This window comes from Cellulomonas gilvus ATCC 13127 (assembly GCF_000218545.1).
GTDB lineage: Bacteria > Actinomycetota > Actinomycetes > Actinomycetales > Cellulomonadaceae > Cellulomonas > Cellulomonas gilvus.
Window position 1 is genome coordinate 2,166,656 of record NC_015671.1, and the last position, 14,987, is coordinate 2,181,642.

The following is a 14,987-nucleotide window of genomic DNA, read 5'->3' on the forward strand; positions in this document are numbered from 1 at the left end:
CGACCACGCGCGCGTGTCGCGCGCGAGTTCGCCCGCGCCCGGACGGACGTCACTTGATGATCGGCATGCGGGGCGCGGACACGTCGATCACCTTGGCCTTGCGGCCCTGCTCCGACTCGAGCAGCGCGGTCAGGACCGCCGCCTTGAGGTGCGTCTCGGCTGCGCTCCCCCACGCGATCCGCGCGCCCTTGCGCAGCTTCATCGAGATCGTGTCCTGCGTGCGCGCGGACACGCCCCCCACCTGCGCGAGCAGGTCCGGGTCGAGCTGCTCCACGACCGTCAGGACACCGCGCAGCGTGCGGCGGTCCCCCACCGGCACGTCCACGACGGGCAGCTCGGCGGGCGCCTTCGCGACGTGGCCGACCTGCACCCCGTCCTGGTCCAGCAGCGAGTATCCCGAGCGCCCGTCGGCCGGGACGGCCGCGACGGGCTCGCGCGCCACGAGCGTCACCGTGAGCCCGTGCGGCCAGTCGCGCGTGACCGTCGCCTCCCGCACCCCGGGCACGTCGAGCAGGTCGGCCCGCAGCGCACCCGTGTCCAGGCGCGGGAGCGGTGTGCCGTCCCGCTCGTCGACGACGGCCCGCACCGCGTCCACCGCGACGACCGTCCCCGCGCCGTCGACCCGCACGGTCGCGGCGTCGAGCGCCAGGACGGGCGAGCCGAGCAGCAGCCAGCCGATGCCGGCCACCAGGGCCGCGCACACCGAGAGACCGATCACCTGGCGACGCGCGAGCGTCCGGCGGGCGCGCGCACGTTCGGCGAACCGCGCGGCCGACGTCGGCGAGACCACCGGCGCGGTCCGGATCGAGCCGCGGACCGCGGGCGGCGCGACGTCGTCGGGAGCGACCACGCGCGCCGGGGCGAAGGACCGGGGCGCCCCGCCGGCCGTGGGCGGACCCGGCGGCGGCAGGATCTCGGGGCTGATCTCGGCCCGCGCGGCGACACGCGGGACGTCGTCCTTCCCGTCCCCGGGGGCCGGTGTGCCGCGTTCCTGCGGTCCTGCTGCACCCCGCTCGGCAGGGCGCGACGAGGCGGACCGCCGCGGCCGGGCGGGCCGGGCCGCCTCCGGACGCGGCGCGGGAGGGCGCGGCGGCCGGGAGGAGGTCACGCCTGCTCCTGCTCGCGCCGTGTCAGCTCGTCGAGGATCTGCGGCCCGAGCGCGGTCACGTCGCCCGCACCGACCGTGAGGACCAGGTCCCCGGGCCGCGCCTGGGCCGCGAGCGTCGCGGCCGCCTCGTTCCGGTCGGCCACGAACGTGGCGCGCCCCGGCGTCGGGACCCGGTCGACGATCGTCGCGCCCGACACGGTCGGGTCCGGGTCCTCGCGGGCCGCGTACACGTCCGTCACGACGACGAGGTCCGCCTGGTCGAGCGCGGCGCCGAACTCGGCCGCGAACGTCCGGGTGCGTGAGTACAGGTGGGGCTGGAAGAGCACCAGCACGCGGCCGTCCCCGACCACGGCACGAGCGCCGTCGAGCAGCGCCCGCACCTCCGTCGGGTGGTGGGAGTAGTCGTCGACCACGCGCACGCCCGCGGCGGTGCCGCGCAGCTCGAACCGTCGACCCGTGCCGCGGAACGTCCCGATCGCCTCGGCCGCCTGTGCCGGCGCGACGCCCAGCCGCACGCACGCGATCCACGCGGCGGTCGCGTTGAGCGCGTTGTGCGCGCCCGGGAACGCGAGCCCGATGGTCTGCGGGCCCGCCTCGTCCCGCGTCGTGACGTCGACGTCCCAGCCGCCCTCGGTGGGGCGCATCTCGCCGACGCGCACGTCGGCGTCCGGCGTCCGGCCGTACGTGCGGACGGCCACGTCCCGCGCCGCGAGCTCGTCGCGCACGCCCGCCACCAGGCGCGCCGCACCCTCGTCGTCCGCGCACGCGACGAGCAGGCCGCCCGGACGGATGCGCCGTGCGAAGGCCACGAACGCCGCCTCGAAGGCCTCGCGCGTGCCGTAGTGGTCCAGGTGGTCGGGCTCGACGTTCGTCACCACGGCCACGAGCGGCGCGTACGCGAGGAACGAGCCGTCGGACTCGTCGGCCTCGGCGACGAATGCGCGCCCCGCTCCGTCGCGCGCACCGCCGGCCGGCCCGCGCTCGGTGAGCACGGTGCCGCCGATCGCGTACGACGGGTCCGCTCCCGCGGCCAGCAGGCCCGTCGCCGTCATGGCCGACGTCGTCGTCTTGCCGTGCGCGCCCGCGACCGCGACCGCGTCACGGTCCGCCATGAGCGCCGCGAGCGCCTGCGACCGGTGCAGCACGCGCAGGCCCGCCGCTCGCGCGGCCGCGAGCTCGGGGTTGGTCTCGCGCACGGCCGACGAGACGACCACGGTGTCGACGCCCTCGACGAGCGCGGCGTCGTGACCGACGGTCACGGTCACGCCCGCCTCGACCAGGCCGGGCAGCGCCGGGCCCTGCGCCGCGTCCGAGCCGCTCACGTCGAGGCCGCGCGCCGCGAGCAGCAGCGCGACCGCGGACATGCCCGCACCGCCCACCCCGATCAGGTGCACCCGCCCGAGCGACGCCACGGCGGGCGGCTCGTCGGGCGTGCCGGCCGGCGCGTGCGCGTCGGGGCGTCGCTCGTCGGACGACGGCGCGGACGCGGCCGGGACGTCGGCGACGACCGCGCGCGGCCCGGCGGGGGCCGGAGGTCTGCCGGGCAGCTGCGCGAGCACGAGGTCCGCGACGCGAGCCGCCGCGTCCGGAACCCCGACCGACGCGGCTGCCGCGGCCATGCGGGAACGCGTGACCGCGGCCTCCGCGCCCACCAGCAGGGGCAGCACGTGCGAGCGCAGCCACGCCGCGTCGAACGCCGAGTCGGCCACCAGCAGCGCACCCCCGGCCTCGACGACGCCTGCCGCGTTGCGCCGCTGCTCGCCGTTGCCGACGGGCAGCGGCACGTACACCGCGGGCAGCCCGAGCGCGGCGACCTCGCACACCGTCCCCGCACCGGCTCGGCCGAGCACCAGGTCCGCCGCGGCGAGCGCGAGGTGCATGTCGTCCAGGTACTCCCGCACGTGGTACCGCGCGGCCAGGCCGCGGTCCAGGCGACCGACGGCCGCGAGCACGGGCGTCGACTTGTCCCGTCCCGTGAGGTGCAGGACCTGCACGCCCTCGGCCATGAGCTCCGGCGCGGCGGCGGTCACCGCCGTGTTGATGCTGACCGCTCCGAGCGACCCTCCGGTCACCAGCAGCGTGGGCAGCGCGGGGTCGAGGCCGAGCGCCGCGGCGGCGCGGGTGCGCGCCCCGGCGGCGTCGCGCCGACGTTCGGCGACCAGGTCCGCGACCGCACCCCGCAGCGGCAGCCCGGTGAGCTGTGCGCCGCGCAGTCCCGAGCCGGGGAACGTCACCGCGACCGCACGTGCCCAGCGTGCGCCCAGCCGGTTGGCGAGCCCCGGACGCGCGTTCTGCTCGTGCACCACCACGGGCACACCCCGGCGCCGAGCCGCGAGGTACGCGGGCGTGGCGACGTAGCCGCCGAACCCGACGACCACCTGGGCCCCCGACTCGTCGATCGCGCGGCCCGCGGCCTCGACGGCCGCGCGCAGCCGACCCGGCAGGCGCAGCAGGTCCAGCGAGGGCCGGCGCGGCAGCGGGACGCGCGGCACGAGCGCGAGCGGGAGCCCGTGCTCCGGCACGAGACGTGACTCGAGGCCCTGCGCCGTGCCCAGCACCGTGAGCGTCGCGTCGGGGTGCACGTCGCGCAGCGCGTCCGCGACCGCGAGGAGCGGGTTGACGTGGCCGGCCGTCCCGCCGCCCGCGAGCAGGAACGACGGCGGACGGGTCTGGTCAGGCACGTGCTGCTCCTCGACGTGGGGTGCGATCGGCCCGCCGGGCCGACCGGGTCAGGCCGACGACGGCCAACGAACGGCGGACGACGCTCGGCCGCGTGGCGAGCGCCTGTGCGGCTCCCGGCTCGTCGCGCGCGAACGCGACGACGACGCCGAGCGCGGCCAACGTCATGATGAGCGCGGAGCCGCCCGCGGACACCAGCGGCAGCGGCACCCCGATCACCGGGGCGAAGCCGATCACCACGGCGATGTTGATGAGCGCCTGCCCGATGATCCAGGCGACGATCCCCGCGGTCGTGACCTTGACGAACGGGTTCGGGTGGCGCCGGATCACGCGCAGCATCGCGACCGCGAGCAGCCCGAACAGGCCGAGCACGACGAGCGTGCCGACCAGCCCGAGCTCCTCGCCGAGGATCGCGAAGATGAAGTCGTTGTGCGCGGCCGGCAGGTAGGACCACTTCTCACGGCTCTGGCCGAGCCCGAGACCGCCCAGCCCTCCGCTCGCGAGCCCGTACGTGCCGTGCAGCGTCTGGTAGCAGTCCGACGACGCGTTGCAGTCGTCCGACAGCCAGCTGGTGATGCGGTCCATGCGGTTGCTCGAGGTGAGCGCGAGCGTCGCGGCCGCGCCGACAGCCATCGCCGCGGCCACCGCGAACATCCGCAGCGGGACGCCCGCCACGAACAGCGCGCCCGCGACCAGGAGCAGCAGCACCATCGCCGTCCCCAGGTCGTGGCCGATCAGGACCACCCCGACCGCGAGCCCGGCGACCGGGACGGCCGGGATGAACACGTGCTTCCACGACTGCAGGTACGCCTGCTTGCGTGCCAGCACGGCGCCCAGCCACACCGCGAGCGCGAGCTTGACCACCTCCGACGGCTGGGCCGTGAGCGGCCCGAGCCGCACCCAGTTGCGGTTGCCACCGACCTCGATGCCGAGCCCGGGGACGAACACCATGAGCTGCAGCACGACGGCCGCGCCGAGCATCGGCCACGCGAGCCGGACGTAGGTGCGCACGGGCAGGCGCGAGAGCAGGATCGCGACCGGCACGCCGATGAGCGCGAACTTGGCCTGGTCCAGGAACACCGCGAACGCCGACCCGTTGGCGTCGATCGACTCGACGCTCGAGCTCGACAGCACCATGACGAGCCCGATGACGAGCAGGAGCGCGGTCGCCCCGATCACCACGTAGTAGCTCGCGACGACGCTGTTCCAGTGTCCGAGCCGCTGCTGCTCGACCTCGGGCTCGGCGGTCTCGGTGCTCACGGCGCGGGCCTCACGCGGGGCCGCCGGCGCCGCCCGTCACCGCGCGCACGGCCGCCGCGAACGCGTCACCACGCGCGGCGTAGGAGGCGAACTGGTCCATCGACGCGCACGCGGGCGCGAGCAGCACCGTGACGGGTCCGCCCGGCACGGCGCCCGGCACGGCACCCGGCGCGCCGCCGAGCGCACCGCCCGGCGCCTGCGCGAGCGCACGCGCTGCAGCCACCGCCGACGTCATCACGTCCTCAGTCTCACCGGGGACGATCTCCACGGCCGGGACATCCGGCGCGTGTCGGGCGAGCGCGTCCCGCAGGGGTGCGCGGTCCACGCCGACGAGCACCACGCCGCGCAGCCGGTCCCGGCGTGCCTGGACGAGCTCGTCGAACCGCGCGCCCTTGGCGAGCCCACCGGCCACCCAGACCACCGAGCCGGGCGCGAACGCACCCAACGACGCGGCCGCCGCATGCGCGTTGGTCGCCTTGGAGTCGTCGACCCAGCTGATGCCGTCGGCCACCGCGACGGTCTCGATCCGGTGCCGGCCGGGCGTGTACGCGCGCAGCCCGTCCCGCACCGCGACCGGCTCGACGCCGTGCGCGAGCGCGAGCGCGGCCGCGGCGAGCGCGTCCGCGACCACGTGGCGCGGCACCGTGCCGTCGGGTCCCGCGAGCCCGCGCAGGTCGTCGAGCGTGCCGAGCTCGGCGGCGTGCGTGTGCCGCAGGCGGGCGAAGCCACGGTCCACGAGCACGTCCTCGACCAGGCCGACCTGTCCGACCAGCGGCGTGCCCGTGGTGAAGCCGACCGCGACCGCACCGTCGGCCACGTCGGCATCGCGCACCATCTGCTCGGTGCGCGGGTCCGCCAGGTTGTAGACGCACGCGAGCTCGGTGCGCTCGTAGACGCGGGCCTTGTCGGCCGCGTACGCCTCGAGCGAGCCGTGCCAGTCGAGGTGGTCCGGGGCGACGTTGAGCACGGCCGACGCCTGCGCGGCCATGGTGTGCGTGAAGTGCAGCTGGAAGCTCGACAGCTCGACCGCGAGGACGTCCAGCGTGGGGTCCGTCGCGGCGTGCACGATCGGTGCGCCGACGTTGCCCACCGCGAGCGCGCTGCGGCCCGCCGCCGTGAGGATCGACTCGAGCATGCCCACGGTGGTGGTCTTGCCGTTGGTCCCGGTCAGGGCGAGCCAGGGCGCCGGTGCACCCGACGGGCCGGGCACCCGCACCCGCCAGGCCAGCTCGACCTCGCTCCACACGGGCAGGCCGCGCGCGGCCGCGGCCGCGAGCAGCGCGTGGTGCGGGGGCAGCCCGGGCGACGCGACGACGAGGTCGACGCGGTCCAGGCCGTCGCCCGCGAGGTACTCCGAGGTCGGGACCGCCTCGTCGGACGCGTCGTCGACGGGGACGACACGCGCGCCGCGGGACGCGAGCACCTCGGCGGCCGCGCGTCCCGAGACGCCCAGGCCGGCGACGACGACCCGTGCGCCCTCGAGGTCGGCCGAGACGGTCGAGCCGGACGTCGCCACCTAGCCGGCCACCCACTCGGCGTAGAACACCCCGACGCCGAGCGCGACGAACAGGCCCGCGATGATCCAGAACCGGATCACGATGGTCACCTCGCCCCAGCCCTGCAGCTCGAAGTGGTGGTGCAGCGGCGCCATCTTGAACACGCGTCTGCCGGTCAGCTTGAACGAGCCGATCTGGATCACGTCGGACACGACCTCGAGCACGAACAGGCCGCCGATGATCGCGGCCAGGATCTCGGTGCGCGTGAGGATCGACAGGCCCGCGAGCGCGCCGCCGAGCGCGAGCGACCCGGTGTCGCCCATGAAGATCTTGGCGGGGCTCGCGTTCCACCACAGGAAGCCGAAGCAGGCGCCCGTGATCGCCGCGGCCACGACCGCGAGCGCGAGCGGGTCACGCGTCTCGTAGCAGCGCGGGCCCGCCGACGTGAGGATCTGGCACGACTGGTTGAACTGCCAGACGCACACCACGACGTACGCACCGAACACGATCAGCGAGACGCCCGTGGCCAGGCCGTCCAGGCCGTCGGTCAGGTTGACGGCGTTGGACCAGGCCGTGATGAGGAAGTTCGCCCAGATCACGAACGCGACCAGGCCGATGGCCGCGCCCGCGAACGCGAGGTCGATGTTCGTGTCGCGGATGAAGGAGATCCGGGTGGAGGCCGGGGTGCGGAACATCTCGTTCGGGAACTGCAGCGCCGCGACCGCGAACACCACGCCGACCAGGCCCTGCCCGACGATCTTCCACCGCGCCCGCAGGCCGAGCGACCGTTGCCGGCTGATCTTGATGTAGTCGTCGAGGAACCCGACCAGGCCGAGCCCGGTCATGAGGAACAGCACCAGGACCTCGGACACCGAGGGCTGGGTGCCCGTGAGCAGCAGCGCCGCGCCCCACCCGAGCAGCGTGGCCCCGATGATCACGACGCCGCCCATGGTGGGCGTGCCGCGCTTGGTGAAGTGCGCGGTCGGTCCGTCCTGGCGGATGAACTGGCCGTACTGCTTGCGGACCAGCAGCCGGATGAACAGCGGCGTGCCGAGCAGCGCGACGAGCATCGCGACGCCGCCGGAGATCAGGACGGCCCTCACGACGCGGCCCCGTCCGTGGTGGCGGTGAGCGCGTCGCCGAGCTGCCACAGCCCCGAGCCGTACGAGGACTTCACGAGCACGACGTCGCCCGCGCGCAGCTCGTCGGCCAAGAATGCCTCCGCCGTCGCCACGTCGTCCACCAGCACGACCTCGTCGCCCCAGCTGCCCTCGTGGTTGGCGCCGTCGCGGATCGCGCGCGCGCCGTCGCCCACCACGACCGTCAGGTCGATGTTGAGCCGCACCACGAGCCGGCCGATCGCGTCGTGCGCCTCACGCGCGTCCGCGCCGAGCTCGAGCATCTCCCCCAGCACCGCGACCGAGCGCCGGTCGCGGCCCGCGAGCACCGCGAGCGCCTTGAGCGCCGCGCGCATCGAGTCGGGGTTGGCGTTGTAGGAGTCGTCGACCACCGTGACGCCGTCCGCGCGGTCGACGACGTGCATCCGGTGGGGCGAGAGCGCGTCGGCGGCGGACAGCCCCGCGGCCACGTCGTCGAGCGTGAGCCCCACCGCGAGCGCGGCCGCAGCGGCGGCGAGCGCGTTGTGCACGTGGTGCTCGCCCACGAGGCGCAGCGCGACGGGCGCGCGCCGCTCGTCGGCCGTGCCCTCGCCGACCACGAGCGTGAACGACCCGCGGCCGGCCCGGTCGAGCGTCACGTCGACGGCGCGCACACCCGCGCCGCGCGCGGCGCCGAACGTCACGACGTCGCCGGGCGCGAGCGCGGACATGGCCAGCACGCGCTGGTCGTCGGCGTTGAGCACGGCCACGCCGTCGGGCAGCAGACCCTGCACGATCTCGGACTTCGCGCGCGCGACCGCGTCCACGCCGCCGCCGAAGCCGCCCAGGTGCGCCTGACCCACCACGAGCACGACCGCGACGTCGGGCGGCGCGATGCGCGTGAGGTACTCCAGGTGGCCGGGGCCGGACGCGCCCATCTCGAGCACCAGGAACCGGGTCTGCTCGTCGGCGCGCAGCACCGTCAGCGGCAGCCCGATCTCGTTGTTGAACGACCGCACGGGTGCGACGGTCGGCCCGGCCGCACCGCACAGCTGCGCGAGCAGGTCCTTGGTCGTGGTCTTGCCGACCGAGCCCGTCACGCCCACCACCCGCAGGCCGCTGCCGCCGGGCTCGAGCGCGGCCAGCCGCAGCCGCGCGAGGACCGCACGCGCGAGCTCGCCGAGCGCGACCTCGACGTCGGGGACCACGACGCACGGGAGCGGGGCGCCCGCGTCGTCGACGAGCGGCCGTGCGCACAGCACCGCGGCCGCACCCGCACCCACCGCACGTGCGGCGTAGTCGTGGCCGTCCACGTGCTCGCCGCCCAGCGCGACGAACAGCCCGCCGGGCTCGACGTCGCGCGAGTCGGTGACGACCGCACCCGCGATCACGGCGTGCGGGGCGATGCCCTCGAGCGCACCCCCGGTCGCCTCCGCGACCTCGGTCGCCGTGAGCGCGATCACGCGTGCCCTCCGGCGGACTCGTCGCGCACGGCGAGCAGGACGTCACGGTCGTTGTACCGGTGGAACACTCCGGCGATCTCCTGGGTCGGTTCGTGGCCCTTGCCCGTCACGATGACGGTGTCGCCCTCGCGCGCGAGCGCGACGCCGCGGCGGACCGCCTCGGCACGCGGCTCGACCTCGAGGACGTCGGTCAGGTCGGGGCGCACGGTGCGCACCCCGTCGAGGATCGCCGCGCGGATGCTCGCGGGGTCCTCCGAGCGCGGGTTCTCGTCGGTCACGACGAGGACGTCGGCGAGCCGCGCCGCGATCTCGCCCATGATCGGCCGCTTGCCGCGGTCGCGGTCACCGTCCGAGCCGAACACGATGACGAGCCGGCCGGGCGTGATGGGCCGCACCGCCTCGAGCGCGAGCACGAGCGCGTCGGGCGTGTGCGCGTAGTCGACGAGCGCGAGCGCACGCCCGGGCGCGCGCTCGATGACGCGCTCCATGCGGCCCGGGATCGCGTGCGCGGTCGCGACCGCGCCGATCGCCACCTGCAGGTCCACACCCGCGGCGTGCGCCAGCACGATCGCGAGCGCCGCGTTGGAGACGTTGACCAGGCCCGGCAGCGGGCTCACGGCGTCGTGCCGGGCCCCGTCGGGGCCGCGCAGCACGAACGTCGAACCGACGCCGTCGAGCCCGACGTCCGCCGAGACGACGGCCCAGTCCGCATCCGCCGCCGCGGGGTCGCCGACGTGCGTCGCGACCGACTCGACCGGGATCTGTGCCTCGCGCGCGAGCCGGGCGCCCCACTCGTCGTCCACGACGACGACGCCACGCCGGGCCTGACCCGGCGCGAACAGGCGCGCCTTGTCCCGGAAGTAGCCCTCCATGTCGCCGTGGAAGTCCAGGTGGTCGCGCTGCAGGTTGGTGAAGCCCACCACGTCGAACGTGGTGCCCGCGACGCGGTGCAGCGCGAGCGCGTGCGACGAGACCTCCATCGCGACCGCGGTCGCACCGCGCTCGAGCGCGAGCGCGAGCACGCCGTGCAGCACCGGGGCCTCGACCGTGGTGCGCGGGCTCTCGATCGCGTCCTCGCCGATCCGCAGCTCGACCGTGCCGAGCACCGCGGTGCTCGCGTGCGCGGCGCGCAGCGCGGCGTCCACGAAGTACGTCGTCGTCGTCTTGCCGTTCGTCCCGGTCACGCCGACCGTGGTCAGGCGCTCGGCCGGGCGGCCCAGCACGTGGGCCGCGAGCGGGCCCGCGAGCGCGCGGGGGTCGTCGGCCACGAGCACCGGCACGCGACGCACCAGGTCACCGAGGACCGCGACGCCCGCGGCGTCGGTCACGACCGCGGCCGCACCCGCGCCGACCGCGTCGGCCGCGAAGCGCGCACCGTGCACGCGTGCCCCCGGCACGGCCACGAACAGGTCGCCCGGCTGCACGTCGTCGCTCGCCATGCTCACGCCGCGCACGGTGGCGTCGGCCGAGACCGGCGACGCCCCCTCGACGTCCGAGGTGACCAGCGAGAACGTCGCCGCGATCGTCGCGAGCGACCGGTCGACGGCATGCCGAGGCCGCATGGAAGCCGTCGAGGTCATGGGGAGGAATCTACCCCGGCCGGGTCGCTCGGCAGCGCGCGTGGCCGCGGTCACCACGTCGTGGGGAACAGGTGCGCGCGCGTGCCGGACGGCGCGATCCCGAGCTCGCTGAGCGCGTAGGACGCGACGTCCCGGAACACCGGGGCCGCGACCACGCCGCCGTACTCCGACGACCGCGGGTTGTGCAGGATCACGCTCACCGCGAGGCGCGGCTCGTCGGCCGGGACGACGCCGATGAACGACGCGGTGATGCCCTGCTTGCCGTCGACCCAGTTCTGCGCCGTACCGGTCTTGCCCGCGACGCGGTAGCCCGGGATCGCGGCGTTCGACCCGGTGCCGTCGTCGACGACGCTCTCCATCATCGTCATGAGCGTGTCCGCGGTCTTCTCCGAGATGATCCGCGTGCGGGGTGCGGGATCCTGCGCGGTGAACGTGCCGGACGCGTCCGTCCACCCCTTGACGACGTGCGGCTGGACCCGCACGCCGCCGTTGGCCACGGTCGCGAACACCTGCGTGGCCTGCAGCGCGGTCACGGACACGGACTGCCCGAACAGCACCGCCCACTGCGAGCGCGGGTCGTTGAGGTCGGGCTCGTTGAGCCGGCCCGCGGACTCCCCCGCGACGTCGATGCCCGTACGGGTGCCGAAGCCGAACCTCTTGAGCCAGTCGTACCGCTGGTCGACGCTCAGCTTGGCGCCGATCTGCACCGTGCCCGTGTTGGAGGACTCCGCGAGCACCCCGGTGGTGGTCAGGTGCAGCGTGCCGTGCTCGTGCGAGTCCTTGAAGACCTGACCGTTCGGCACCTCGTAGGTGTACGGCACGGTCCACTCGTCGGTGGGTGTGACGAGGCCCTCCTCGAGCACCGCGGCCATCGTGATGACCTTGCCGGTCGAGCCAGGCTCGAAGATGTCCGAGACCGACGACGACAGCGAGCCGCCGGCCGAGTCGCCGGGGTGGTTCGGGTCCGTCGCACCCGAGTCCGCGAGTGCGAGCACCTCACCCGTCTCCACGTCGTACACGACGACGGAGCCGGACTTCGAGCCCGTCGCCTCGACCTGCGCGTCCAGGAGGCTCTGGGCCTTCCACTGGATGTCCGCGTCGATGGTCAGCGTCACCGAGTCGCCCGTGCGGGCCGGCGACTCCTCGACGTGCCCACCCGGCACCTGCTGACCCTTGCGGCCGCCCTCGTAGACCTCGTAGCCCGGCGTGCCCTTGAGCCGGTCGTCGAGCGAGAGCTCGAGACCGTCCAGCCCCTGACCGTTGGAGTTCACGAACCCGATGAGGTTCCCCGCGAGCGCGCCGTTCGGGTAGACGCGGTCGGCCACCTTGTCCACGTTGATGCCGGGCAGCCGCAGCGCGAACACCTCACGCGCGACCTGCGGCAGCACGCCCTTGCGGACGTACTTGAACTCGCGGTCCCCCACGAGCTCGCCGCCCAGCTCGGCGGCGTCCATGTCGAGCAGCACCGCGAGCTTGCGCGCCACGCCCAGCGCACCGTCCGGGTCCTGCGCGGTCCCGTCACCCCGGTACTCGCGCACCAGCAGCTGGTTGACCGACACGTCGTACCGCTCGACCGACGTCGCGAGCGCCACGCCGTCGCGGTCCAGGATCTGCCCGCGGGTCCCGATGAGGTCGACGCTCAGCAGGCGCTTGGCCTGCGCCTCGGCCGCGATCGCGGGTCCGGCGAGCGCCTGCACGTACACGAGCCGTCCGGCGAACACCGTGAGCACGACGATCACGACGACCGTCAGCACGGAGGGTCGACGACGACCCGGCGGGCCGGGCCGCTTCGGGCGTCCGGACGGTGCGCGGCCGGTCCGTCCTGCGCCGGTCCGTCCTGCACCGGTCCGTCCGGAGCCGCTCCGTCCACCCGCCGGCCGCACGCCGCCGTCGACGAGCGTCCGCGGGGTGGTGCCGGGCGTCGCCGGCCCACGCGCTGCGGCGCCTCGGGTCGCGGGTGCACGGGTCACGGAGCCACTGTGCCCCGCGCGGGGGCGCACGGTGCGCTCCCCGCGCGGCGGGTCGGTCAGATCGGTCACTCAGAGCCCTTCGCCGCGGGAGCGCCCTGCACCACCCCGTCGGGCAGCCGGATCCATCCGGTCCGGACGGCGGGCACCATGCCCAGCTCGTCGGCGGCGCGCGCGAGCTCGTGCGGGGACGCCTTCTCGTCGAGCGCCGCGACCAGGTCCTGCGCGTCCTGGTCGAGCCGGCCGAGCTCGTTCGACAGGTCGTACTTCTCGTACGAGCTCGCCGCCATCTGCGTGTTGAGGAGCAGCGCGCTGACCAGGGCAGCGGCCAGGACCGCCATGCACGTCAGCACGAACGGGACGCGCGTGCGGGTGTGCGCCGGGGCGCGCACCACGCGCAGCCGCGGCGTCGGTGCGGACGCGGGCGACGTCGGACGCAGCGGCCGCGCCGGTGCAGCCGTGCTCTGGGCGGGCGCGTAGGCACGCGCGGCCGTGCTGGCGCTCATGCCGTCCTCCGGTTCGTGCGCAGGTGGTCAGGGGTGGGACGCAGCCGTTCGGCCGCCCGCAGGCGGACGGACTGGGAGCGCGGGTTGCGGGCGAGCTCGGCCTCGTCGGCCTCCTCCGCGCCGCGCGTGACGAGCCGCAGGTAGGGCTGGTGCGTGTCGGGCACCACGGGGAGCCCGGGCGGTGCGCTCGTGGTGGCGCCGGCCGCGAGCGCGTGCTTGACCAGCCGGTCCTCGAGGGACTGGTAGGCCTCCACGACGATCCGGCCGCCGACCGCGAGCGCCTCGATCGACTCCGGGAGGGCGTGCTGCAGCGCCTCGAGCTCGCCGTTCACCTCGATCCGGAGCGCCTGGAACGTGCGCTTGGCCGGGTGCCCGCCCGTCTGCCGTGCCGCCATCGGGATGCTCGAGCGGATGAGGTCGACCAGCTCGCCCGTGCGGGCCAGCGGCGCGACGGCGCGTGCCCGGACCACCGACCGTGCGATGCGCGGCGCGAACCGCTCCTCGCCGTACGTGCGCAGCACGCGCACCAGGTCGCGCTCGTCGTACGTGTTGAGCACGTCGGCCGCGGTCAGGCCGGCGGTGGCGTCCATGCGCATGTCCAGCGGCGCGTCCTTGGCGTAGGAGAAGCCGCGCTCGGCCTCGTCGAGCTGGAGCGACGAGACCCCGAGGTCCATGAGCACGCCCTGCACCGCGGGGATGCCCAGGTCGGCCAGGACGTCGCGGATCTCGTCGTACACCGCGTGCACCCCGGTGAAGCGGTCGCCGAACGGCGCGAGCCGCTCGCCCGCGAGCTCGAGCGCCTGCGTGTCCCGGTCGAGGCCCACCACCCGGACGTGCGGGAAGCGGCGCAGCACGCCCTCGGTGTGCCCGCCCATGCCGAGCGTGCAGTCGACCATCACCGCACCGGGCTCCGCGAGCGCCGGGGCCAGCAGCTCCAGGCAGCGCTCCAGGAGGACCGGCACGTGCCGCTCGGCGGCGCCTCGGACGTCGTCGCCGTGCTCGCCCATGCCGGTCCTCCTCTCGCGCGTCGTGGTTGCTGGTCGGTCAGCCCCTCCGCCGTCCGACCAGATCCCCCACCGGCCCTCTGCCGCGGGGAAGTGCGGCAGAGCGGTCGGGAGGAGGTCTCGTCGGGCGGGAGCAGGGCCGGGTCGTGCTCGTCGTGATGGGTCTCGGGGTGTCGTCGGTGGCGTCGCGCGGTCACCAGCGGCCCTGCGGGAAGACCTCCTCGGTGGCGTCGGCGTAGCCGGACTCCTGCTCCGCGAGGTACGTCTCCCAGGCCGCGAGGTCCCAGATCTCGACGCGCGTGCCGGCGCCGATCACGGCGACGTCCCGGTCGAGGCCCGCGTACTGACGCAGCACGGGCGGGATCGAGACGCGCCCCTGCTTGTCCGGCAGCTCGTCGCTCGCGCCGGACAGGAACACGCGCAGGTAGTCGCGCGCCTGCTTGCTCGTCACGGGCGCCTGCCGGAGCTGGTCGTGGTACCGGCGGAACTCGTCGAGCGGGAGCAGGAACAGGCAGCGCTCCTGACCGCGCGTCATGACGAGCCCCTGGGCCAGCTGGGGGCGGAACTTGGCCGGGAGGATGAGCCGGCCCTTGTCGTCCAGGCGCGGTGTGTAGGTGCCCAGGAAGGGCAGGCCGGAGCCGAGCATGCCGACGCTCTCATGCGACACCGCCCCTCCCTCCTGCGCAGCGACCGACCTGTCACTCGCGGGCGTTCCCTCACGGCCACCCGCACGTTGGCCGTGGCGGGCGGACGACGTCCGGAATGCCGTTCAGGTCCCTGCCGGACCCGTCCGCTCCCCGCCTCACCACGTGCCTCCACGGTACTCC

General features: G+C 75.1%; 11 protein-coding genes. All 11 read right to left on the bottom strand.

Annotation, left to right across the window (positions count from 1 at the left end; all coding sequences use genetic code 11):
- Positions 1-49: 49 nt before the first annotated feature.
- Positions 50-1,108 carry a cell division protein FtsQ/DivIB gene (locus CELGI_RS10050; RefSeq protein ID WP_013884012.1) on the bottom strand — a complete coding sequence of 353 codons (1,059 nt, stop codon included), beginning with the start codon at positions 1,106-1,108 and terminating at the stop codon, positions 50-52.
- Positions 1,105-3,789 (bottom strand): UDP-N-acetylmuramate--L-alanine ligase, encoded by a 2,685-nt coding sequence (murC, locus tag CELGI_RS17770; RefSeq protein WP_013884013.1) that lies wholly within the window; start codon positions 3,787-3,789, stop codon positions 1,105-1,107. Before murC ends, CELGI_RS10050 begins: the two co-directional genes overlap by 4 nt.
- Positions 3,782-5,047 (bottom strand): putative lipid II flippase FtsW, encoded by a 1,266-nt coding sequence (ftsW, locus tag CELGI_RS10060; RefSeq protein WP_013884014.1) that lies wholly within the window; start codon positions 5,045-5,047, stop codon positions 3,782-3,784. The genes murC and ftsW overlap by 8 nt, the downstream gene beginning before the upstream one ends.
- Before the next feature lie 10 nt (positions 5,048-5,057).
- Positions 5,058-6,563: a UDP-N-acetylmuramoyl-L-alanine--D-glutamate ligase gene (murD, locus tag CELGI_RS10065; RefSeq protein ID WP_013884015.1), complete on the bottom strand. Its 1,506-nt coding sequence runs from the start codon at positions 6,561-6,563 to the stop codon at positions 5,058-5,060.
- On the bottom strand, positions 6,564-7,646 hold the full coding sequence (gene mraY / locus CELGI_RS10070) for a phospho-N-acetylmuramoyl-pentapeptide-transferase (RefSeq protein WP_013884016.1): 1,083 nt from the start codon (positions 7,644-7,646) through the stop codon (positions 6,564-6,566). It lies immediately after the preceding gene.
- Positions 7,643-9,103: a UDP-N-acetylmuramoyl-tripeptide--D-alanyl-D-alanine ligase gene (locus CELGI_RS10075; protein WP_013884017.1), complete on the bottom strand. Its 1,461-nt coding sequence runs from the start codon at positions 9,101-9,103 to the stop codon at positions 7,643-7,645. Before CELGI_RS10075 ends, mraY begins: the two co-directional genes overlap by 4 nt.
- Positions 9,100-10,683, bottom strand: a complete 1,584-nt coding sequence (locus CELGI_RS10080; RefSeq protein WP_041574173.1) for a UDP-N-acetylmuramoyl-L-alanyl-D-glutamate--2,6-diaminopimelate ligase — start codon at positions 10,681-10,683, stop codon at positions 9,100-9,102. The genes CELGI_RS10075 and CELGI_RS10080 overlap by 4 nt, the downstream gene beginning before the upstream one ends.
- A gap of 50 nt (positions 10,684-10,733) precedes the next feature.
- Positions 10,734-12,437: a peptidoglycan D,D-transpeptidase FtsI family protein gene (locus CELGI_RS10085; protein ID WP_013884019.1), complete on the bottom strand. Its 1,704-nt coding sequence runs from the start codon at positions 12,435-12,437 to the stop codon at positions 10,734-10,736.
- Between the two features lie 281 nt (positions 12,438-12,718).
- The gene (locus tag CELGI_RS10090) at positions 12,719-13,156 is read right to left on the bottom strand and encodes a hypothetical protein (protein WP_013884020.1); all 438 of its coding nucleotides are present in this window, start codon (positions 13,154-13,156) and stop codon (positions 12,719-12,721) included.
- Positions 13,153-14,163 (bottom strand): 16S rRNA (cytosine(1402)-N(4))-methyltransferase RsmH, encoded by a 1,011-nt coding sequence (gene rsmH / locus CELGI_RS10095; protein ID WP_013884021.1) that lies wholly within the window; start codon positions 14,161-14,163, stop codon positions 13,153-13,155. The genes CELGI_RS10090 and rsmH overlap by 4 nt, the downstream gene beginning before the upstream one ends.
- Positions 14,164-14,353: 190 nt before the next feature.
- On the bottom strand, positions 14,354-14,806 hold the full coding sequence (gene mraZ, locus CELGI_RS10100; protein ID WP_041574633.1) for a division/cell wall cluster transcriptional repressor MraZ: 453 nt from the start codon (positions 14,804-14,806) through the stop codon (positions 14,354-14,356).
- Positions 14,807-14,987 lie beyond the last annotated feature (181 nt).